Genomic DNA, 22574 nt, shown 5'->3' with positions numbered 1-22574 from the left:
CGCCGGTGCCGGAGACGGTCAGGTTTTCCGCCAGGGTGATGCCGCTGCCGACCGCCAGGGTGGCGCCGCTCGCCACCGTGGTGCCGGCGGCGGCGGTGCCCAGCGCGTTGGCGTGGCCGGCGATCAGGGTGCCGGCACTGACGGTGGTGGCGCCGGTGTAGGTGTTGTCGCCCGACAGGGTCAGGGCGCCCGTGCCCGCCTTGGTCAGGGCGCTGCTGCCGCTGACCACGCCCGACAGGGTCAGGCCGCTGGTGGTGGTGACGGTGGCGTCGGCGTTCAGGGTGACGGTGCCGCTGACCGTGTTGGTGCCGCTGGCGCTGATCAGCGCGCCGCCCGACGAAACGCCGGAGCCCGACAGGGTCAGGTTCTCGGTGACGGTGATGCCGCCCGACAGGGCGAGCGCGGCGCCGTCGGCCACCGTGGTGCCGCCGGCGGTGCTGCCCAGGGCGTTGGCGTGGCTGATCGTCACCGTGCCGGCGTTGATGGCGAAGGCGCCGGTGAAGCCGCTGTTGTTGCCCGACAGGGTCAGGTCGCCGGCGGCGGCCTTGGTCAGGCTGCCCGACCCGCTGATGGCGCCGGACAGGGTGGCGCTGCCGCTGGAGGCGATGCTGATCGTGCCGCCGCCGCTGCCGATGGCGACGGTGTTGTCGATGGTGCCGACGCTGCCGCTCATCCGCAGGAGGCCGCCGTTCAGCGTCAGGGTGCCGGCGCCCAGGTTGTTGTCGGACGTCACCAGCAGCGTGCCGGCGGTGACGGTGATGCCGCCGGCGAAACCGGTGCTGTTGGTGGTGCCGTCCAGCGTCAGGGTGGTGGCGCCGGCATTGGCGTTCAGCGTCAGGCTGGCCGACGAGGTGCCGGTGATGGCGCCGCTGAAGGTCTGGCTGCTCGTCTGGCTGATGGTCAGCGCGTTGCCGCCCAGCGCCAGCGTGCCGCCACTGACCCCGCTCAGCGGGCCGATGGTCTCGCTTGCCGAGGTGAGGCTCAGCGTGGCGCCCGACGCCACCGAAACGGCGCTGCTGTCGGACAGCGCGGTGCCGCCGCTGCTGTTCAGCGCCAGGGTGCCGGCGCTGATGCTGGTGGCGCCGGTGTAGCTGTTGGTGCCGGTCAGGGTCAGGGTGCCGGTGCCCGCCTTGGTCAGGCTGCCGGTGCCGCTGATGATGCCGTCGAAGGTCGTGCTGGTGTTCGCCCCGCCCACGCTCAGCGTGGAGCTGCCCAGCGTGACGCCGCCGGCACCGGCCAGCGAGCCGACGGTCTCGTCGCCGGACAGGTTCAGCGTGGCGCCCGACGCCACCGTCACGGCGCTGCTGTCGCCGATGCCGCCGCTGGCCGTCAGCGTGCCGCCGCTGACGTCGGTGGCGCCGCTGTAGTCGTTGCCGCCGGTCAGGGTCAGGGTGCCGGCGCCGGTCTTGGCGACGCCGCCGCTGCCGGTCAGCTTGGACGCAATGGTCAGCGTGTCGCCGGCGCCGTTGGTCAGCGTCAGGGTGGTGCCGGACGCGACGGTGATGGCGCTGCCGGAGATGGTCAGGCCGCTGGCCGCGTCGCTGTCGAAGGTGATGCTCTCGCCGATCGCCAGGCTGGAGCCCAGCGTGATGGTGCCGCCGACCAGCCCGCTGCCGAACACGATGGTCTGGGTGCCGGTCTGCCCGGCGGCGATGGCGACCGCCTCGCGCAGGCCGACGCCGTCGGTCACGTCGACGGTGCTGCCGTCGCCGGTGCCGGTGACGTAGATGGTGTTGGTCGCCACCTTCACGTCGGCGGTGGTGCTGGCGCTGTGGCCGTCGTTCAGGGTGAAGCGGATCGTCGCGTCGCCGGCCGGCGTGTCGTTGCGATAGCTGATGCCGCGCATCAGCGTGCCGATGCGCGTCGCGGTGGCGTTGGCATCGAAGGTGACGGTCAGCACGCCGCCGGTGTTGGTGTAGGTCGCGAACTGCGTGGAGCCGTCGGAGATGGTGCCCGACGTCGTGCCGGTGACGGTGTAGCTGCTGCCCAGGCCGAAGACGTCGGCCGACCACGCGCCGCTGGCGGTGCCGCTGGTGGCCGATCGCTGCACGGTCAGGCTGGCGCCGTTCCAGGTGGTGGCGCCGTCGTTCTCGGTGTCGGACACGGCGGCGGCGGTGCCGGCGTCCAGCGTCACCGTGCTGCCGACACCGGCCCAGGCGACGCTGTCGTTGTTCAGGTTGTTGATGACCGGGGCGGAGTTGTTGCCCGAGACGGTGATGCCGACGCCGGTGGAATCGGAGATGTCGCCATAGATCGGGCCGTTCCAGTCGTCGGCCGAGGTGATCTTGTAGGTGGTGCCGCCCAGGGAGAGGGTGCCGTCCTTGTTCAGCAGGGCGTCGACGCTGGTCTTCGTCCCCCCGCTCAGCGTGACGGAGAAGCTGGTGGCGCTGGTGATCTCGACCGCGCCGGTCAGCGCGGCGGTGCCGCTGCCCTGGCCGGTGATGGTCAGCTTCGTCAGGTCGATGTCGTTGCCGGCGCCCGACTGGTGCACCAGGTTGGTGCCGGTCACCGTCAGCACGCCGGTCGAGGCGTTGTAGGTGACGGCGCTGATGGTCGGCTTCTGGGTGTTGGACACGGTGACGAGGTTGCCGGTGCTGTCGGCCGCCGCCGACTGCGTGCTGTCCCAGTTCACGGCCCCGGCCAGGTTGTAGGTGGTGCCGCCCTGGGCGGTGGTGCCGTTCTTGTTCAGCAGCCCTTCCACATAGGCCTGGTCGGTCGACCCCAGCGTGATGGTGAAGCTGTTGGAGCTGGGGGCGGAGGTGACCGAGGAATCGGAGGTCAGCGTGTAGGTGCTGCCGCCCTGGCCGGTCAGGGTCAGCTTGGTCACGTCGATGGTGGCGCCGTCGCTGATGTTGGTGCCGGTCACCACCAGCGTGTTGGTGCTGGCGTTGTAGGTGGCGGACGTGATGGTGGGGGCGGTGTCGATGACGATGGCCTTGGACCCGCCCAGCGACGATCCGCTGCCGGTTGCCGGCAGGGTCAGCGTTGCGTCGTTGCCGGCCGCGTCCTTGATCGTCCCGCTGTTGAGAACAAGTGCCGTGGTGGACAGGTAGTCGAGATCGGCCGACGTGTCGCCAGCCTGGACCGTATAGGTGAAGGTCAGCGTGCTGGTGCCCGTCCCGCTGACATAGTTGATGGTACGGTCGGTCGTCCCGGTTTCCAGCATCAACTGCGGCGTGCCGGTGACGGTCACGGCCTCGGAGAAGGTGACCTGGATCGAGATGCTGCTGCCAATGCCATAGGTGCCGTTGCTGGTCGAAGAGGAGACGCTGCTCACCGTCGGGGCGACGTTGTCGGTAATGGTGATGTCCGCGGTGTCGGTCGCGGTCGAGAAGGCGGTGCTGCCGCCGTTGGTGGAGGCGTCGACTTTGCTGCCCGCCGTGCCGCTGGTCTGGTCCCAGGCGCGGAAGGTGACGGCGCTGCTGACGGTGCCGGAATAGCCGCTGTTCGCCTTGAAGAACAGCCGGGTATTGGCGTCGGCCTTCAGCAGAAGCGCGCTGTTGCCGGCAACGCTTCCGACGGCGGTCCAGTTGCTGCCGCCGTCGGTGGTGTAGTACCAGCTGCCGTTGGCGGTGTTGGTGGCGGTCAGCGCGATGCCGGTCGATGGGCTGCTGTCGCTGTCCGTGACGTTGCTGAGCGCCCCGCCGATGTTGACGAGCGAAGACACCAGGGTGCCGACGGCGCCGGTGGGAGTGTTGACGGCGACGGACTGATTCTCGCCGGTCAGAACCGGGGTCTTGGTGTTGTCGAGGGTTGGGGCGTTGTTGACCGGACCGACGACAGCCGCATCCGACGTCATGTTGTCGATTGCAAGAACCGCGTAGTGGGTGCTGTCAGATCCTGTGAAACGGATCTCATCGATATTTTGCCAGCTGGAACTGAACGACAGTGCTCCGCCGTTTGCGCCGGTCGTCTTTGTGTAGGAAATTGAGCCTGTGGAATCGCTTGTGGTAAAATCGACTGTGTCCTGCGCAACCTGAACTCCATTCAGATAGCCGGTAACTGTCATCGTTGTAACGAATAATTCTGGGTAATCACCGGCATGAACACCAAGATCAGCCGTCATGGATGAAATTTTGAATGCTGTGGTATTCGTTATGCGGAAATCCGCGGCCCCAGGTAAAACACCGTTGCTTGTCATGACGCCACCGTTGCTGGCGGTGCCAAATATCAGCATACGGTTGCTGGAAGAACTCGTTGTAACGTATTTGTCAGATAAATATCCGGAGCTGTACCCCCCGATACTCACGAAGTCGCTATCGCTCACGTCCGTAACATAATTGGAGTTTGCGCCTCCCGTATGAACAGAATACGTGAACCCGCTGAGTGTGTATGAACCTTGGCTAACGCTGACCCCAGCGTCAAAATTTTCGACAGTGGAAGTGAGAAGCTGCCGGTAATTATCTCGGGCAGTATCTCCAATAATCCTCCCCGCATCGACAACGCCCGTGCTCGCTTCCAAGTCCCAGTTTCCGCTGCGCAACGCGGAACCGGTCCAATCGGTTGAGGCGGCCACATCGGCCCCGGTGACAGACGCCAAATCACTGATGAACGTCAGCCCGTCGATACCCTTCGCCACATCGCAGCCATACAGCAACAGATCGCCGTCGGTGGTCAGCGCATTGCCAATGGTGGCGAGATCCGCACCGCGAGCGGAAAGGTCGCCGTCGTTAAGGGAGGCGGTCCCAAGATAGACATTGCCCTCCGACCCATGGCTGATGATGTGGATGGCGTCATACCCGGAATGGGTCTGCGCCCACTGCGCCATCTGCGCCAGGCCATCCTTGGTCGAATCGAGCAGCACAACCTCGACGCCCGCCTTCACCCCGTCGACCAGCGTCTGGTAATCGGCGACGTTGTTTTCGACGAAGACGACCTCCTTCTTGCCGTCGTTCTGCGCCGGGTCGGCTGCGCGGACCTCGACCGGGGCGGTCACCGGCGCGGTCGAGGCCGGGGCGGCGACCGCCTGGGCCTGCCACTGGTCGGCGCTGTGGTCGGTCGCGTGATCGCTGTCGTGGCTGGCGGCGGCGGGGTCGGCGCCGTGGTCCGTCGCCGCCGCGGGGTCGGCGGTGGCGGCCCCGGCGGCGTCGAACATGAAGCGCGGTTCCAGCGCGAAGGCCAGCGGCGGCCGGCGGCCCGCCGTCCGCGCCGTGCCGCCTGCCGCGTCCTTCGTCGCCGAACCGCTCTTCGCCGAACCCTTCACCCGCGTGAACCTGGATTTCATCGCCACACCCGCCAGAAGCCCGAAGATCGGGGATTCAAACCAATCGTTGATTTGTAGGAAAGAAATTACCCGCCCGCAACGTACGAACATGTGCCGAAATGTAGCACCCTGTTAAGGGAGTTTGCTGAAAGAGCACAACTTTTTAACGAGAATGTAGCGTATCGAACCGCTCGACCGGAAGGGAGGCGGGTATGACCTCCACCGGGTGGAACGGCCCTGCGACCGTGCGCGCTTGATCAATCATGCGGATGGCTGGTTAACAAAACATTGTGCGCGCCCGTCGCTGTGGTGGTGAACCAACCATCGTGCCACCGTACCTGGACGGGGTGGCGGCGGGACCTGCATACTCCTGCGTGTGGCGCCTTCGAAAATTGACGGATTCCCACGGATTTACGGGCGGATTTCCGCCGAAAGCACGGGCTCTGCTGTTTTGGACCTCCGCAATTCCGGCGGAGTTGGGCTTGAAACGACCAAACTCTGCGGAACAGCGGCGGGGAGGCGGGCCTCCGGGTCGGAGAGGGGGCGAAATGGCTGCATTCCCGCCTCCGCGGGAATGACGGTCGATGACAGGAATCGTCGGCTTCGCGTCAACCGTGGCCATTCCCGTTCTGCGGACAAGGCCTGACATTTTTGCGACCTCCGACAGGCCATGGACGCGGCGTTTCAGCGGAAGGATGACAGACTGGCGGAGTCTCTGTATTCTATTGCTGATGTCATGTTCGAATCTTACAACTTATTTGCGCCATAAAATGGGGAGCCCTGCTCCCGATAGGGGAGAGTGGGTGAAATCCCGGTGTTTTTCCTCATCGCTGGCGGCGTTTCCGTCAAAGTCCGCAACGGAAACGCAAACATTGCGAGAAATTTCTACAGGATATCGACTCATGCGGATTGTTTTGGTATAGCCGAACAACCCGTAGGGATAAAACCCTTGCGGTCTTCGCCAGGGTTTGTGCAGAGCACAAAAATATTCAGAAAAGGAAGATTTTTATGGATCCAATGCTCGGAATGGTGTTCATGATTCCGTGGGACTGGGCCCCCCTGGACTATCAGCGATGCGCGGGCCAGACGCTGAACCTCCAGCAGTACGCGGCCCTGTACTCCCTGATGGGAACCCGGTTCGGCGGCAACGGCAGCACCACCTTCGCGCTGCCGAACCTGCAGGGGCGCGTTCCGGTCGGCACCGGCGTCAGCCCGGCGAGCGGCGCGGCCTACACCATGGCCGCGACCGGCGGGACGGAAGTGTCGGCCCTGACGATCGGCAACCTCCCGGCGCACAACCATACGGCGTCCTTCACCCCGGTTCTCAGCTCGCAGACGGTCACCATTCCGGCCACCACGAGCAGCCTGAACATCAGCGCCAGCCTGCCGGTCGGCACCACCCCGCCGGCGACCGGCGCCACGATCTCCGCCCTGGCGAACGGACAGCCGGGCTATCTGACCGGTGTCAGCGCCACGGTTCCGAATGGCCTGGGCACCAATCCGGTGACCTTCAAGGGGCCGTTCACCACCGCCGCCCCGGCGTCGGGCGCCGCCGCGAACCTGCCGGTCGACGTTCTGGTCGCCGGCAGCGCCGGCACCGCCGCCACGACCACCACGATCTCGTCCATCGCCGGCGGCACCGTGACGGTCAACCCCACCGGCTCCGGGCAGGCCTTCAGCAACATGCAGCCGTATCTGGCGATGAACTTCATCATCGCCGTCAACGGCCTCTACCCGCAGCGCAACTGATGACCGACATCAGCCTTCTGTCGGCCGCCGTCTTCACCCCGCACCTGAACAGCGTCTTCACCATGACGTCGGAAGAGGGTGTGGAGATCGCGGCGACGCTGGTCGCTTGCCGGGAACACCCGCGCAACACCATGAACGGGAGTCCGCGGACGACCTTCGATCTTCTGCTGCAGTGCCCGGCGGACGGGTTGCCCTTCTTCAACGGCGCCTCGTTCACCATCACCCACCCGTCGGCCGGAACCTTCGGTCCGCTCCATGTGGAGCGGGTGATGCCGGCCGATGCCGGGCCCGACGCGGCGCTGTTCCAGATCGTCTTCAACTGACGCGCCCACCGTCCCGCCGCCGCCCCGTCTTCCGGGACGGCGGCGGGAGGGTTGGGAACCTTATGCCGGAGATCATCGCTCCATGACCGGTTTCGCCGGTTCCTTCACGTTCCCGGGCAACCTGACGGTGCGCTTCACCACCCCGTCCGACGAGCCCTTCCTGCTGACCCTGTTCATCGAGGCGCGGCCCTGGCTGGCCTGGGCGGACGGCAACGCCGACTTCCTGCGCACGCTGTACGAACAGCAGTACAGGACGATGCGCGCCGGGCAGGAGGCCATCTATCCCGAACACATCGACCTGCTGATCGAGAAGGCGGGCGACCGCGTCGGCCGGCTGGTGGTCGATCTGGGCACCGCCGACTGGCGCGTGTCGGAACTCCAGGTCCTGACCAAGGCCCGCGGCACGGGCATCGGGTCGGACATCCTGCGCGGCCTGCAGATGGCGGCCGGCAGCACGATGATGCCGATCACGCTCTCCACCCCGCTCTTCGGGTCGCACGGGCGGCAGGTCTATGAACGGCTGGGCTTCCGGGTGATGAACTTCGATCCGCCCCATTTCCACATGGCCTGGCTGCCCGCCGGCCATCCCGACGCCGCCCTGGCGACCCAGATCGCCGACCACGCCGCGGTCCAGATGGCCGCCGCCTTCCGGTTCCTGGCGACCCTGCCGCCGGCGCAGCCCCGGGCCTGAGGCCCGACGGAGACCCCCGTTCCCATGCGTTCCCTGCTCTCCGGCGTCACCGCCGCCGACATCCGGCTCGACCCGTTCCCCCACGTCGTGCTGAGCGACGTCTACGACGACGAGACCCACCGCGCGCTGAACGAGGGGTTCCCCAGCTTCGCCCAGGTCGGCTGGGCCGACCCGAACCGCAAGCCGGGCAGCAACCGGCGCTACCAGCTCTCCGCCTGGCTGATCATGAACCACAGCGAGATGTCGCCGGTCTGGAAGGAGTTCGTCCGCCGGCACAGCGCGCCCGACTGGTTCGCCGAGGTGGTGGCGCTGTTCCGCGGCCACTGGCCGGACGCGCTGCTGCGGGCGCTGGACGGCGACCTGCTGGGCCATCCGATGGGACGGCTGCTGTGCGACGGCTATGACCGGGCGCGCATCCTCCAGGACGCCCGCGCCGAGGTCAACACGCCGGTCACCGCCGGCCCGTCCTCGTCGCGCGGGCCCCATCTCGACACGCCGAACCGCCTGTTCACCTGCCTGTACTACCTGCGCCGGCCGGACGACGACGCGGTGGGCGGCGACCTGGAGCTGTTCCGCTGGAAGAACGGGCCGGTGGGCATCGACGGCTACGAGGTGCCGGCCGACGCGGTGGAGGTGGTGGCGACCATCCCCTACCGCAGCAACCAGCTGGTGATCTTCCCGCAGGGCATCGACGCCCTGCACGGCGTCAGCGTCCGCCACCCGACCCCGCACATCCGCCAATACGTCTTCATCAGCGCCGAGATCGCCACCGACTGGCTGGGCGTCGGCTGAGCCCCCATCCACGACGCCCCCCTTCACGACCGCGGGACCCCCGATGCGCCTTCTGGTCTACGGCATGCAATCGAGCGGCGCGACCGCCTTCACCCTGTTCCTGGCGCAGCGGCCCGACTGCCTGGCCCTGGTCGACACCCTGAACAACTACGCCGCCCCGCGGGTGGACACCGACCTGGACATGGTCGTCAAGACGGTGGTGACCACCGCCTACCCGCTGGCCGTCCATGTCGAACGCTTCCGCCCCGACCGGATCCTGCTGCTGCTGCGCGACCCGCGGGACAATTACCAGAGCCTCGCCACCAAGCCCTACCGCAACCACTCCGGCCTGATCGACGAGAAGTTCATCCTCATCGACCAGGTCTTCGCCGAACGCGACCGCTTCGACGCCGTCCTCCATTACGAGGATTTCGTCGCCCGCGACCCCCGGCTGTCCGAGACGCTGAACCGGCTGGGCTGGCCGGTGGAGGATGGCTTCCACGACTACCGTCGGCGCCACGACGAGCTGATCGGCGCGCTGTGGCGGCATGTGCCGGACCTGATGGACCGCATGGAGGTCGCCTTCGGCAACGTGCAGGGCCGGGCGGTGTCGGAACGCTTCCGCGACAAGCCGCGCGACCCGGCGCTGGAGGCCCGGCTGGAGGGGCTGTGCCCGCGCCTGCTCGCCCATTACCGGGTGCGGGAGAGAGAGGCGCTGGACAGGGCGTGAGGGCGGCTGCACAAGCGGCCGCGCTTGCGCTATAACCAGGGCAGCGATCCTCGAAAAAGAGAGTTTCCCCGATGCGTGCCCCGACCCGTTCCACCCGCCTCGCCGCCGTCGCCATGCTGCTGCTGTCCACCGCGCTCGCCGGCTGCCAGACCGGCTCGATGGGCACCAAGGAGGGGTTCGGCACCGTCGGCGGCGCCGTGGCCGGCGGCCTGATCGGCTCGCGCTTCGGCGGCGGCTCGGGCAAGCTGGTGGCGGTCGGCATCGGCACGCTGCTGGGCGCCTTCGCCGGGCGGGAGATCGGCTCCTCGCTGGACCGCGCCGACCAGCAATACGCCGACCGCGCCGCCTATCAGGCCTACAGCGCCCCGATCGGCCAGCGGATCAGCTGGAACAACCCGCAGTCCGGCAACCAGGGCGTCATCGTCCCGGTGCGCGACGGCTATGACGGCAGCGGCTCCTACTGCCGCGAGTTCCAGCAGACCATCGTCGTCGGCGGCCGCAGCGAACAGGCCTTCGGCACCGCCTGCCGCCAGCCCGACGGGTCGTGGAAGATCATGGGGTAAGGGGACGCCCATCGTTCGGGCTTGCACCGACCGGACCGGGCACGGGTTTGCGGAAGATCTGATCCTGCCGGGCATGCAGGATCACCGCGCCGATATCCCATGGAACGATGCGTGGTTCATCCAACAGCTCCTGCAGCGTGAACAGCCGCATGGCGGCCCCTTCGTGCAGCACCATGCGCCCGATATCCTCCGCTGTGACCCGCGCCTCGAAAAAGACCTTCCTGCTCGGGCCGACATTGAGCTGCGGCATGACGAATCCGGTTTCGGTGAACCAATGCATCTGACCGGGCTGGAACTCCAACTCCTCCATCAACTCGCGCATCGCGGCTTGGCGTGGCGTCTCGCCATCCTCGACCCGGCCACCGAACAATGCCCAGTGGCCGGGCACCCGCAACCAAGGAACATTGTCTCGAAGCTGCATCAGATAGCGACCGTCGAACGTCGTCAGCAGCACCGCGACATCCCGCAGCAGCCAGCCCGGTCCGCCGGGCAGCAGGCCACCATCGCCATCGGCCTCTTCACACGGATCACTCCCAGGAGGTTTGGAAGCCATTGAGCGCAGCGGATCAGATGAAGCTGAGATGTTGCGGTGGGGAGCCGATCGGTTTCTCCAGTGTGATGTGACCCTTTAGATGCGCGTCCAGCACCTCGTTCACTTTGTGCTGAAGGCACAGCGTGCCACACATGGTCTGGGCATTGAAGTCCGGACCGGCGAGATAGTTCATCACATCCCAGTAGCGATCACTCGCCCATATGTCCTTGAAGCGAGTTTCGCAAATGTTGCCGATGTGGAATTTCTTGTAGCGTTCATTGAACAGCATGCCGCAGGGGGCGACCAATCCCGAACCTGAGAGCTGGATCATGAAAGGGGGGCCATAGCAGCGTTGATAGCTGCGGCGGTGGCCGTCCTGTATCTTCGACCACTTGACAACAACCTTGTATTCCTCGTCCGACATCTCTTCGGCCTGATGAAGCAGGTCGTAGATCGCCTCGTATCCCCCATAGTCCACTCCCAGTGAACCGTCTTCGTCATCTGAACAATGCTTGATGACCAAGTAATCGGGTCGCAACTCCTTGCCCAACCGGGCCAGCGGCAGGATCTGATCGGCATATTGAGGCATCAGGACCATTTGAAGGCCGATGGTCACCGACAGTCCCAAGCGCTTCTTGATCTCCACCATATCCCGGATGTTCTCGCACACCCGGTCGAACCAATGCTCCTTGACCCCCATGATCTCGGCGTAACGCTGGCGCTCTCCGGCCGAGATGTTGACGCGGAGGTAGGTCATGTGCGGAAGAATTTCCTCCAGCTTGCGCCGGTTCAGCACGAAGCCGTTGGTTCCGCAGGCCATGGACAGGCCAAGTTCGCTGCCGCGCACGACGCTATCGACGAACACCGGCGAGATGGTGCTTTCGCCGTCCGACACGAGGCTGATGCCCTTGACGCCGATTTCCGCACAATCTTCCAGGAAGTCGTACATGACCTTCTGGTTGATTACGCCGCGGTCGTTCTCCTGCAGCATCGCGTAGCAAAAATGGCAGCCGTAATTGCAGGCTCGGGTCAATGCCATATCGATCGTGATGGGGGCGATGCGTTCGCCACGCTCCCAGGCCCGCACGCGATCCTCATGCCAAGCGATCTTCGTCCCATCCAGGATGAGCTGCGTGTGATCAGACATGATGCTGCTCATGGTCGAGACTCCTCACATCACGGATCAGAGGCGCCGGATGGCGTTCTGATCCTTGAGCTGTTCATGGTAGAGCTGCAGGGTCTGTTCGACGCCGAGCTTCAACGCCCGTTCGAGCGCCCGCATCGCGGAAGGTTTTTCATTGGGGGCGATGCCATCGCCGAAGGTGACCAGGACACGCACCGGTTGGCCGTGCAGGTCGTCGTCGATGCGCAGCAATCGGATTGCCCCTTCTGCCTGACCGGCTTCCGCCAGGAACGCCGCGATCACGGCCGAAACCCGGTCCATCCGTTCGGCGCCATCCAGCGCCAGCCATGATGTCGATGGCAGTCGATCGAACTCGTTGTAGCGCGGCGGCAGGTTCATGCGCGCCCAGTAATCGTTGCGGATCGCGTGGGCCATCCGCACCGCCGGCACGAACGCGGGATCTGCGTTGACGGGATGCAGCACGCCGGCAACCGGGCGCGTCGTTTCGGGGGGGCGCAAAGATGCAAGCGCCCGGATCGCGCCATGGTCGGCAGCCTCGTCGACGGGCGTGTCGAGAATGGCCGAACACAGCGCATCCAGTATGGCCCGTTCCACGGGGTTGCGTGCGCCTGCATGGGAGGCGGCACGGACGATGTGGCCAGCGTCCGGGTCGACAAGCACGCACAGTTGCGCAGGTCCCTCATCGACGGCAATGCGAACGAGGCCGTCCTGCGGTTCCAACCGGCCCTCATGCTTGAGGGCGGCGAGCCTGCGCAACATCCCGTCACGCAAACCATGGTGCACGTTGCGCAGAGCCGATGCCATGCCCAGGCCGCGCACCACGACCACCACGCCGTCCCCGGCCGGGGTGATGGACGCACTGCCCAGTTGCGACAGCAGAGCCAGAAGCTCGCCATCGCGGGCGGCTGGGAGCGTGCTGCGGCGCACCGCGACGGCGATGTCGGGCGTGGCCAGAGCCTCGGCCGATTCCGCCATATTGAGGATGCCCTTGACCGGGTCCTCGTCCGGCACCCAGATTTCCAGGTGATCGAAACCCACCCCATGTCCACGCAAGGCGTTCAACAGGCCGCTTTCGAACTCGGCGACGAGCGTCTCGTATTGGATCGGACTGATGTCCATGATGTCACGTCCGATCGTAGAAGGCGTTGACCGTCGCGGCGATGCGGCGCACGTCCGCCTCCGACAGATACTGGTTGACCGGAAGGGTCAGGATGCGCTTCGCCTGCGCCTCGGTGACCGGGAAATCGCCGGGCTTGTAACCCAGGCTGCGGGCGGCTGGCTGCAGATGGATTGGGATCGGATAATGCACGGCGGTGCCGATTCCATGCTCGCCGAGCCAAGCCTGCAGCGCGTCCCGCTGGTCGACCTGCACCACGAAGGTGTGGAAGGTGTTGAACTCATGCTCCAGGCAGGGGGGCATGAAGACGTGTTCGGGGGCGAGCAGGCTCTGGTACAGCGCCGCGTTGCGCCGGCGACGCTCGGTGACCTGGGGCAACCGCTTCAGCCGCATCAGCAGGATCGACGCCTGCAGGCTGTCCAGGCGCGACACGATGCCAAACTCCGCCACCGTATTCCGGTCGGCCAGCCCGTGGTTGCGGACCAGGCGGATGCGCTGCGCGATGTCGGAACGGCGGGTCACGAGGAAACCGGCGTCGCCACAGGCGTTCAGGTTCTTCAACGGATGTGCCGAGAAACAACCGACATCGCCGATGGTGCCGGCCAGCCGGCCGCGGTGAAGCGAACCGATCGCCTGGGCCGCGTCTTCGATCACCATCAGGCCATGTTTCTCGGCCAGTGCCAGGATCACATCCATGTCGGCGATGCGGCCGGTCAGGTGGACCGGCATGATCGCCTTGGTCCGCGGGGTGATGGCGCGGGCAACCGCGTCGGGGTCAATGTTCTGGTCGGGCAGGACATCGACCAGGACCGGCCGAGCGCCGACATGGACGATGCTGGAGGTGGAGGCGACGAAGGAATTGGCTGGAGTGATGACGTCGTCGCCCTGTCCAATGCCGAGCGCGCGCATGGCCAGGACCAGCGCGTCGGTGCCCGAATTCAGGCAGACGGCCTCCTCCACGGAATGCATCTCGGCCAAGGCGCGCTCAAGCGCGTGCACGGCGGCGCCGCCGATGAAATCCCCGCGCTGCAGGGCCTCGGTTACGACAGCCAGCAGTTCGTCCTTTTCCTCTTCGAACTGAGCGGAAAGGTTGACGTAAGGAATGGGGGCCGGATCCACCGGCCGGTCAGCGTCCGGCATAATAGCTCCGCACCGCATCGATTACATAATCCTGCTCTTCCCGCGTGATGTGTTGATCGGTGGGGAACGTGATGATCGTGCCCGTGTGCCGATCGGTGACCGGGAAATCGCCGGGCTTGTAGCCCAGGAACTTCAGGCCGTCCTGCAGGTACAGAGGGATCGGATAATGGATCTTGGCTTCGACGCCCCTGTCGATCAGATAGCGCAGCAGGCCGTCGCGGTCCTCGGCGAAAACGATGTAGAGATGATAGACCAGACGCATGCCGGCGACCCGCGGCGGAATGCGGATTTGCGGAATGGTCGAAAGCTGCGCATCGTAATATTCGGCGTTGGCAATGCGGCGTTCGGAAATCGACTTGGCTTCGCCGATCAGCCAGTTGCCGACGACAGCCTGCAGGGAATCCAGCCTGGAATTGTACCCGAGAACCTCGATCTCATCGCGGCTGCGCATTCCATGATTGCGAAGCAGCCGCAGCTTACGGGCCATGTCGTCGTCGTCGGTGACGACCACGCCCGCGTCCCCCCAGACATTGAGATTCTTCAGCGGGTGCAGCGAGAAGGCGCCGGCATTGCCCCAGGTTCCGGAATTTCTGCCGCCGATGTTGGCCAGGATGCCCTGACAGGCGTCTTCGACCACTGGCAGGCCGTGCCGTTCCGCGATCGGCATGAGCTTGGTCATGTCGGTCATATAGCCTGTGAAATGCACAGGCACGATCGCCTTGGTGCGCGGCGTGATCGCCGCCTCCAACTGGTCGACGTTCATGCAGAACGTGTCGTCGCAATCCACGAACACCGGTCGGGCGCCGATTTCATTGATGGCGCCCACGGTGGCGATAAAGGTGTTGGCCGTGGTGATGACCTCGTCGCCATGTCCGACGCCGACCGCCTTCAGCGGCAGTTTGATGGCGTCCGTCCCGGACCCCACGCCGATGGCGTGCCGGCTGCCGATCAGCTCGGCGAAGCGGCTCTCGAAACGGATCAGGGGTTCACCCAGCGTGAAGTCGCCGGTGGCGACGAAACGCTTGATCTCTGCCAGGAGGTCGTCGATCTCGGCGAATTGCTGGGGCAAGTAGGAGTAGCGAACCTTCATCAATGAATTCCCACCTTAAAAAGGTCCGCGGAAGGTCGGATGCGGGACATCCACCGGCAGTTTGGCGAGTTCCGCCGCCAACGCGGCGCGCGGAACGGCGATGCGCTCAGGTTCGACCTCGGTGAGCGCGGCGGCGGCGTCGATGATGCTGAGCGCGGTCGGGTAGAAATCGGCCAGCAGGGCGCGGGAACTGGGGGTCGGATGCTCCGGCAGACCAAGCCGCACCGGCGGTCTGACCAGGGATCCGAATGCCTGCTCGACGACGGTGGCGACCACCTCGGCACCGATGCCGAACTGACGGAAACCGGTGTCGATGAACAGAAGCCGCCCGGTACGCCGCACCGATTCGATGATCAGATCCGGTTCGAACGGCCGCAGCACCGCCAAGTCGATGACATCAGCACCGATACCCGCCTTGTTTAGCGTCTCGGCGGCGCGCAGGGCCTCCAGCAGCATGTAGGACGTTGCAACGATGGTCACGTCGCCCCCCTCGCGCACACGGCGCGGGCCGTCGAGCGGAACCGTGTAATGGCCTTCGGGAACATGGCCGGTTGCGTAATGGACCCAGCGATGCTCGATCATGATGACCGGATTCGGATCCTCCAGCGCGGCGATGAGCTGGCCTTTGGCCTCGCGTGCCGTCGTCGGCATAACCACCTTCAGGCCCGGGACCATGGCGAACAAAGCCTCGAGGCTCTGCGAATGGGCCGGCCCCTGTCCCCAGCCGCGCCCGACGATCATCCGCACGACCAGCGGCACCGTATGATGGCCTCCGGTGACGTAGCAGGTCTTGGCGGCGTTGTTGAAAAGCTGCTCCAGCGACAACAGCGCGAAGTCGACCCGTTGATGCACGATCAGCGGCCGGCGTCCCATGATCGCGGCGCCGATGGCAATTCCGGTGAAGCCGTTCTCGGCGATGGGCATTTCCATGACCCGGGCGGCTCCATACCGCTCGGCCAGCCCGGCCGTCGTGCCGAAGATCGCCTTGGGGTCGCTCACCCCCTCGCCCATCACGAAGATCCGGGGGTCATGCTCCATGGCGATGTCCGTCGCCTCGCGGATCGCCTCGGCGACAGTGAGGATTCGTGCCTCAGCCATAGACATGGCTCCTCGCGGTCTCGGGGGACGGGAAGGGCGCCATCTTGGCGAAGGCGAACGCTTCGTCGATTTCGACCTGGATGGTCGTGATCATGGCGGCTTCCGTGGCATCATCGTGCCGGCCCGCCGCGACAAGGCGACGGCGCGCCTGCTCAACGGGGCAGCGCTCCTTCCAGCCCAGGAACTCCGCCTCCGTGCGATAGCCGATGTCGTTGTCGTAGTTGGGGCCGCAATGCTCACGCCAACGGTAGGTGTCGAACACCAGCAGGGTGGGACCGTCTCCGGCACGTGCACGAGTGATCGCGCGCTGGACAGCCTTGCGCACGGCCTCCACGTCATTGCCATCCGCCGCGTCGGCCGGCATGCCATAGGCGCGGGCCAGATCGGTGAGGGGGCGTTGGGGCTGACGATCCTTGAGGCCGGTGTAGCACGAGTACAGGTTGTTCTCGAGGATGAACAAGACCGGCAGCCGCATCAACGCGGCGAAATTCATGCTCTCGTGAAAAACCCCTTCCTCGATCGACCCGTCGCCCATGAAGGTGGCGGCGACCGCATCACGGCCTTCCTGGCGGATCGCCAGCCCGGCCCCGACCGCAATCGGAATGGAGCTGGCGACGATCGGCAGGCTCAGCAGGACGCCGGCGGCGGAATCGGTTAGATGCATGGAGCCGCCGCGACCGCCGCAGCATCCCGCCGCTTTCCCATAGATCTCCGCCATCATCGCCTTGAGGTCGCCGTTCTTGGCAAGGTAATGGGCATGGCAGCGATGGGTGCTGACCAGCTGGTCGTCCGGACGCATTTCGGCGCAGACGCCGACGGCGACGGCCTCCTGTCCGATCGACAGATGGACGGGGCAGCGCATCTCCTGCTCGGCGTAGCGCACGGCCACCGCTTCCTCGATCATGCGGATGCGCCGCATGGCGCGGTACAGTTCCGGAAGATCGGCACTAGCCCGAGATGTGGTCATTGGCACGCCCCCGCTTTCCGGTCATTTCAGATCAATCGCCTGCATTGTTCTGATGTTGTGATAGCGGGGATCTTCCATGGCATTGGGCAGTTTGCCCTTCCGAAAGGCCGTCACCAGATCGCGCACGGCGTCGGCGATGGTGCGCTTGGGCGCGAACCCCAGTTCCTCCCGGATTTTTTCCGACGACACATGGTAGGAACGCGGATCGTTGGTCGGCAGGAAGTCCATCTGGACATGGTCGCCGACGATGTCGCGCACCATGGTGGCGAGATCGACCACCGAATGGTTCTTTTCTCCGGCATTGAAGATTTTGCCGTCGATCTGTTCGTCGGGCAGCTGCAGCGACAGCAGATAGAGGTCGCAGATGTCGTCGATGTGGATGTTCGGACGCAGTTGGGCGCCGCCCATGACCTTGATCCGGCCGGTATTGACCGCGTGGTTGGTCAGGATGTTGACGATGACGTCCAGCCGCTGGCGCGGGGAATAGCCGCAGACCGTCGCCGGACGGATGGTCAGGGTGACGAAGCCCGGCTCGCGTTCCTGCGCCAGCACCTCTTCGCACATGGCCTTGAACTTCGAATAGTCGGTCAGAGGCTCCAGCGGCAGATCCTCGGTGACCTCTACCCCTTCCTTGATGCCGTAGACCGAGGAGGACGAAGCGTAGATGAACCGCTTGACGCCCGCCGCCTTGGACAGCCGCACCAGGGGCCGGAAGGCATCGAAATTGATCGACTTGCCCAGTCCCGGATCGAGTTCAAAGGACGGATCGTTGGAAATGCACGCCAGATGGATCACCGCGTCGCATCCGGTCAGCGCGTCGGCAACGGTGTCGGGATCGCGCAGGTCGCCCTTGATCTCGCGAAGCAGGGGATTGCCGCGGCTGGCCTCCAGGACGTCGTCGCCATACAGATAGAGGTCCAGAACCGTCACGGCGTGGCCGGCTTCCAGCAGCTTCGGAACGAGAACGGCGCCGACATACCCGGCACCGCCAGTCACAAGCACGCGCCAAGTTTTCTGGATCATACCAAGCTCTCCGCTTTCAAATCGCCGTTCCTGATCGACATGTCCGTCGCCCGCCATCCCATCGTCAGATCGAGGATCGCGTGGCACAGGCTAAGATGCAGGATTTCGACGAAGCCGTAGGCATCCGAAGCGACATAGAAATTGACGTCGCCCATGGTGCGCAGGGGGTTGTCGGCCTTGAAGCCGCTGAACGTCGCCACCGCACAGCCGATCCCGCGCGCAGCCGACACCGCTTTATGGATGTTGGGAGAGTTGCCGGAACTGGAAATCGCCATCAGCAAATCCCCCGATCGGCCATGCATCTCCACCTGCCGGGCGAAGACGTTGTCGTATCCCAGATCGTTGCTGAGGCATGTCAGCGCCGCCCCGTCGTTGAAGGCCAGGGATCGCAGATCGCCGTTCTTGGAGTAATCAATGGCGCAATGGCTGGCGATGCCGGCGCTGCCGCCGTTCCCCACGAACATCAGCTTGTGCCCGCTGTCGTGGGCCGCACGCGCCGTGCGCTGCACCCAGGCGAAAGCGGCGGCCAACCCCAGAGGGTGTGCGGCTTTGTCAGTCGCCTCGGCTTGTTCGCCTAACCGAGCCAGGGTGCTAAAATAGGCCGAAATGTCCCGTTCCATGCCTGTACCGCCTATTTCAACAGCGTCTGAAGATATTTGAGCACAGCCGACTTTTCCACTGACTTGCGGTGTCCCACGATGTTCACCTTCAGCGCGCCGGCAACGTTGCCGATGAATCCGGCATGCGCCAGCGACGCTCCGGCGGCCACCAGCGGCGCCGTGATGGCGAAAAAGGCATCGCCGGCTCCCACCGTGTCCACCACGGTTCTGGTAAAGGCCGGGATATGGATCAGCGGTTCACCCGGGCCGCGGGTGACGCAGCCGTGGCGCCCGTTGGTGATGATGGTCCGGTCGCAATCGACGCGGGCGGGCAGAAGTTCCGAGATGATGTGGCTGACGTCAGCGTATTTGTCGGCGACCGCCAATCGCGCCTCGGGGGCGTCGATGCAAATGTAGTCGGCGCGCGGGTAACGGGTGATCAGGTTGAAGCCGGTGTTGGCGCTGTTGGACTGTGCATTGACCGCAAGAAAAGGCGAGCACTCCGAGAGGGCCTGGATGACACGCGGTGTGATCAGCCCATGGCCGAAGTCGGTGACGATCACCACATCGGCGGTCGCCGCGCGCTCGCGCAGGGCGGCGATGAACCGCGTCTCCTCGTCGCTCCGCAGCGGGGCGTCGTCCATGTGGTAGACTTCGAACAGCTTGCGCAGATAGCTCTGGTCGACGAAGCGGCATTTCCGGGTGGTCGGCATGCCGTCCCGCTCAATGGAGCATAGGGAGACGTTGGGTTTTAGGCTCTCGGTTACCAGGTCACGATGTCCATCCACGCTTCCCAACGCTGTCAGGACTTCGACCTCCCGGCAGAAGCTGGCAGCGTGATTGGCGGCGGCGACCACACCGCCGGCGAACAGCTCGCGGTTCTGGAACAGGGTCGCGATCATATTTTCCTTGGGCGAGCGGCCCATCGGAATGACGTACTGGTATTCGTCGACGATGGTGTCGCCAACCATCAGGATCTTGAAGTCGCGAACACGCTCCAGCAATTCAGACATCGCCGTGAGCCCATCGGACTCCCTCAGCCGGTTCAGGAACTCACGCAACGGCGGGTCGTAGATGTCCAGGTGCCGGTTGATCAGGGATGACGAGCTGAAGGTGACCTCGTCCGTGAAAACGGTCCGTCCGCCATAGCTTTTGACGACCGCCTGCTCGTCGTTGATTTTTCCGGTGACGTCGTCCTCGGCATTGGCGTAGTCGCTTCCCTTGACATAGACGTCGGGGCGGACAATCCGGAGAACGCTCTCCGACGTCGGCTCCTCGTTGATGCCGACATAGTCCACCGATTCCAACGAGGCCAGCATTTCGGCGCGGATGCCGTGGGCGAACACGGGCCGGCCTGGCCCCTTGTTCACGAAGCCGTCGGCCGTAACCGTCACGATCAGGACGTCGCCCTCATTCCGCGCCGCCTGCAGATGGCGCACATGGCCGAAATGCATCAGGTCGAACGTGCCATGGGCAAGCACAACGGTCTTGCCTTGCGCCCGCGCCGACTTGGCGATGTCGCCCAACGCATCGATGCTGCGGATTTTCGAGGTCGGATCGTTTCCCATGCTGTCTTCTCAGTCCTTCAGATACCGGAACCAGGCCTGGGTGGCGTCGGCGATGCCCGCCTTGTCCCACACCGGCGCCTCGCGCCAATCCTCGATGTGATCGAGCATGACCTGCACGCCCGCTTCGAAGGAGACGCGCGGCGCCCAGCCGAGCCCCTCCCTGATGCGCGAGGTGTCGGCGAAGGTGCAGTCCGGTTCTCCCGGACGCTTGGGCACATAGGTGACCGGTCCGCCCAGCAGCTCGACGAGACGGTTGATGGGGTATGTTCCGCCGGATCCGACATTGAACACATCGCCGTTCGCCTGCGAATCGGCCGCGGCCACGAAGGCTTCGACCACGTCGCCGACAAAGGTGAAGTCACGGGTCTGGCGGCCGTCGCCGACCACCGTGAACGGCTTGCCGGCCAGCTTCTGCGCCAGAAACACGCCGAAGACGGCGCCATAGGTTCCGCTGGTCCGTGCCCGCGGCCCATAAACATTGAAAAGGCGGAGTGAAACCACCGGCAGCCCGTACACCTTGCCCCAATGCAGCACGCTGCACTCGCCGATCCATTTGGTCAGCGCATAGGGATAAGCCGGCGCGATCGGCGCCGTCTCGGGGGTGGGGAACTGGGTGGCCAGCCCATAGCAGGAGGATGACGCGGCGTAGACCAGCCGCTTGACGCCAGCCCGTCGGGCCGCCTCCAACACGCTGACCGTGCCGTTCACATTGCTGTGATGGTAGTGCAGCGGGCGTTCGATGGATGGGACGATGTCGGCCAGGGCCGCCAGATGGAAAACCCAATCGGCACCGGCGAAAAGCGGGGATATCGTGTCGATGTCGGCGACGTCGACCTCATGGAACGTAAAGCGTCCGCTTCGCTCCGCCGCCTCCAGATTGGCTCTGCGGCCGTTGGACAGGTTGTCCAAGCCGACAACCGTGCAGCCCCCGGCGATCAGCCGGTCGGTCAGGTGGCTGCCGATGAAACCGGCGGCACCCGTCACGACCGCAAGCTTGCCGTCAAACGCCAAATCCGTCACGCGCTCCCCTCCCGCCCCGCAGCCGCATCGATCCCGCCTTGCACTCCCGCCCGCGCGCGGTCCCAGTCTTCCAGAATTCCGCGCTCGCCTTCCGGGTCGAGCCTGTCGCTTCCGTCTAAGGGCATTTTCTGAGAAAGCCAAGCCGCCATGTCGCGCGCCGTCTCCCCGACCGGGCGGAAAGTCAGGCCGGCTTCGACCGCTTTCCGGTTGGAGGCGGCGTAAAGCCACCGAAACTTTTCCGGCAGGCACGACCAGTCGGCCAGATCAAGCCACCGGCGGCCGTTTGGATGGCCTTTCAGATACTCCGCATCGACCCAGTCGAGGTGGGGGTCGCCGGCCAGGGCGCCCGCCATCTCCGTCAAAAGGGATCCCGCGGAAGAGTCTCCGGCGGGACCGACGGCGTTGAAGGTTCCGGCCCGTCCGGTTTCCAGCATCAGACCGATCCAATCCGCCAGATCCCGCACGTCCAGCACCTGCCATGCCGCCTCCGGCCGTCCCGGCACCAGGACCCGCCCGCCGGCGGCAAGGCGCCGGGTCCAGTAGGCGAAACGGACGCTCCGGTCGTATGGGCCGACCAGATAGCCGGGCCTGACCACCAGTGCCCGGTCGCCGAAGACGTCGCGCACCGTCCGCTCGGTCCCAGCCTTGAGCGGCCCGTAGGTGACGGCGTCGAGGCGGGGCTCGTCGGCCGGTTCCGGTTCCGAAGGATCGTCTTCGGTGATGCCGCGGACCGGAAAGGCGCTGTACTGGTTGATGGTGGAAATTAGGACATAGCATCCCGCGCTGTTGCGCAGCGCGGCGGCACTGGCCGCCGTCTGCCGCGGATAATAGGCGCAGGTATCGATCACGGCGTCCCACCGCCGGCCCGCCAACAGGCCCAGATCCCTTTCACGATGGCCTTGCAGACGCTCGATCCCGGGAAAGGCATCGGGAGCGCTCTGGCCGCGGTTGAAATGGGTGACCGTGTGCCCGCGCCGGACCATGGCATCGGTCAGGTGGCGTCCCAGGAAGACGGTCCCGCCGATGATCAATACGTTCATTGCCCAGCACCCTTTGTGGACGGGGATCGGCCTTCTCGACCGTTGATTGATTCGGCACCCACCACCATCATCGTCGCCTTATTATTTCATGGAAATTTATAATATTGATTCAGAGAATTTCAAAGCCAAAGAGGCAAAACACGCTCTCCGGACCAATGATCGTTCTTTCGCTTGAAATTGCTTGACAATAGCTTTGCCAAAGCTAG

The 22574-nt window shown here is 65.1% G+C and carries 20 protein-coding genes; 7 read left to right on the top strand and 13 right to left on the bottom strand.

Annotated features, from left to right (window positions below; all coding sequences use genetic code 11):
• Positions 1-3799, bottom strand: a 3799-nt coding sequence (locus TSO352_RS01010; protein ID WP_247871820.1) for an autotransporter-associated beta strand repeat-containing protein, incomplete at its 3' end; no start/stop codon positions are given.
• Positions 3800-4711: 912 nt separating this feature from the next.
• Here TSO352_RS01010 and TSO352_RS33740 point away from each other — a divergent pair.
• From TSO352_RS33740 to TSO352_RS00975, 7 genes are all read left to right on the top strand, one after another.
• Positions 4712-5281: a hypothetical protein gene (locus TSO352_RS33740; protein ID WP_247871819.1), complete on the top strand. Its 570-nt coding sequence runs from the start codon at positions 4712-4714 to the stop codon at positions 5279-5281.
• A gap of 948 nt (positions 5282-6229) precedes the next feature.
• Positions 6230-6952 carry a tail fiber protein gene (locus tag TSO352_RS01000; RefSeq protein WP_247871818.1) on the top strand — a complete coding sequence of 241 codons (723 nt, stop codon included), beginning with the start codon at positions 6230-6232 and terminating at the stop codon, positions 6950-6952.
• Complete coding sequence (locus tag TSO352_RS00995) at positions 6952-7275, top strand: hypothetical protein (RefSeq protein WP_109105539.1); 324 nt, start codon at positions 6952-6954, stop codon at positions 7273-7275. The genes TSO352_RS01000 and TSO352_RS00995 overlap by 1 nt, the downstream gene beginning before the upstream one ends.
• An 82-nt stretch (positions 7276-7357) precedes the next feature.
• Positions 7358-7966 (top strand): GNAT family N-acetyltransferase, encoded by a 609-nt coding sequence (locus tag TSO352_RS00990; protein ID WP_199231449.1) that lies wholly within the window; start codon positions 7358-7360, stop codon positions 7964-7966.
• A gap of 24 nt (positions 7967-7990) precedes the next feature.
• Positions 7991-8758, top strand: coding sequence for a 2OG-Fe(II) oxygenase (locus tag TSO352_RS00985; protein WP_109105538.1), 768 nt, complete (start codon positions 7991-7993; stop codon positions 8756-8758).
• Positions 8759-8801: 43 nt separating this feature from the next.
• Positions 8802-9467, top strand: coding sequence for a hypothetical protein (locus TSO352_RS00980; protein ID WP_109105537.1), 666 nt, complete (start codon positions 8802-8804; stop codon positions 9465-9467).
• Between the two features lie 71 nt (positions 9468-9538).
• The gene (locus tag TSO352_RS00975) at positions 9539-10030 is read left to right on the top strand and encodes an RT0821/Lpp0805 family surface protein (RefSeq protein WP_109105536.1); all 492 of its coding nucleotides are present in this window, start codon (positions 9539-9541) and stop codon (positions 10028-10030) included.
• Here TSO352_RS00975 and TSO352_RS00970 read toward each other — a convergent pair.
• From TSO352_RS00970 to TSO352_RS00915, 12 genes are all read right to left on the bottom strand, one after another.
• Positions 10020-10583, bottom strand: a complete 564-nt coding sequence (locus tag TSO352_RS00970; RefSeq protein WP_109105535.1) for an NUDIX domain-containing protein — start codon at positions 10581-10583, stop codon at positions 10020-10022. The two genes, TSO352_RS00975 and TSO352_RS00970, sit on opposite strands and share 11 nt — an antisense overlap.
• Positions 10584-10596: 13 nt before the next feature.
• Entirely contained in the window at positions 10597-11721 is a 1125-nt protein-coding gene (locus TSO352_RS00965) for a radical SAM protein (protein ID WP_199231448.1), read from the bottom strand.
• Positions 11722-11745: 24 nt separating this feature from the next.
• The gene (locus tag TSO352_RS00960) at positions 11746-12825 is read right to left on the bottom strand and encodes a hypothetical protein (RefSeq protein WP_109105534.1); all 1080 of its coding nucleotides are present in this window, start codon (positions 12823-12825) and stop codon (positions 11746-11748) included.
• Positions 12826-12829: 4 nt separating this feature from the next.
• Positions 12830-13963, bottom strand: coding sequence for a DegT/DnrJ/EryC1/StrS family aminotransferase (locus TSO352_RS00955; RefSeq protein ID WP_109105533.1), 1134 nt, complete (start codon positions 13961-13963; stop codon positions 12830-12832).
• Positions 13950-15053 (bottom strand): DegT/DnrJ/EryC1/StrS family aminotransferase, encoded by a 1104-nt coding sequence (locus tag TSO352_RS00950; protein ID WP_109105532.1) that lies wholly within the window; start codon positions 15051-15053, stop codon positions 13950-13952. Before TSO352_RS00950 ends, TSO352_RS00955 begins: the two co-directional genes overlap by 14 nt.
• A gap of 15 nt (positions 15054-15068) precedes the next feature.
• Positions 15069-16151 (bottom strand): transketolase C-terminal domain-containing protein, encoded by a 1083-nt coding sequence (locus tag TSO352_RS00945; protein ID WP_109105531.1) that lies wholly within the window; start codon positions 16149-16151, stop codon positions 15069-15071.
• Positions 16144-17070, bottom strand: coding sequence for a thiamine pyrophosphate-dependent dehydrogenase E1 component subunit alpha (locus TSO352_RS00940; protein WP_199231447.1), 927 nt, complete (start codon positions 17068-17070; stop codon positions 16144-16146). The genes TSO352_RS00945 and TSO352_RS00940 overlap by 8 nt, the downstream gene beginning before the upstream one ends.
• A gap of 69 nt (positions 17071-17139) precedes the next feature.
• Positions 17140-18198 carry an SDR family oxidoreductase gene (locus tag TSO352_RS00935; protein ID WP_247871817.1) on the bottom strand — a complete coding sequence of 353 codons (1059 nt, stop codon included), beginning with the start codon at positions 18196-18198 and terminating at the stop codon, positions 17140-17142.
• Positions 18138-18761 (bottom strand): SIS domain-containing protein, encoded by a 624-nt coding sequence (locus tag TSO352_RS00930; protein WP_109105528.1) that lies wholly within the window; start codon positions 18759-18761, stop codon positions 18138-18140. Before TSO352_RS00930 ends, TSO352_RS00935 begins: the two co-directional genes overlap by 61 nt.
• An 11-nt stretch (positions 18762-18772) precedes the next feature.
• Positions 18773-20308 carry a PfkB family carbohydrate kinase gene (locus TSO352_RS00925; RefSeq protein WP_109105527.1) on the bottom strand — a complete coding sequence of 512 codons (1536 nt, stop codon included), beginning with the start codon at positions 20306-20308 and terminating at the stop codon, positions 18773-18775.
• A gap of 9 nt (positions 20309-20317) precedes the next feature.
• On the bottom strand, positions 20318-21319 hold the full coding sequence (locus TSO352_RS00920; RefSeq protein WP_109105544.1) for an SDR family oxidoreductase: 1002 nt from the start codon (positions 21317-21319) through the stop codon (positions 20318-20320).
• Between the two features lie 5 nt (positions 21320-21324).
• Positions 21325-22368, bottom strand: coding sequence for an NAD-dependent epimerase/dehydratase family protein (locus tag TSO352_RS00915; protein ID WP_109105526.1), 1044 nt, complete (start codon positions 22366-22368; stop codon positions 21325-21327).
• Positions 22369-22574 lie beyond the last annotated feature (206 nt).

The organism is Azospirillum sp. TSO35-2, from assembly GCF_003116095.1.
Lineage (GTDB): Bacteria > Pseudomonadota > Alphaproteobacteria > Azospirillales > Azospirillaceae > Azospirillum.
This window is presented reverse-complemented; position numbering and strand designations above follow the sequence as displayed.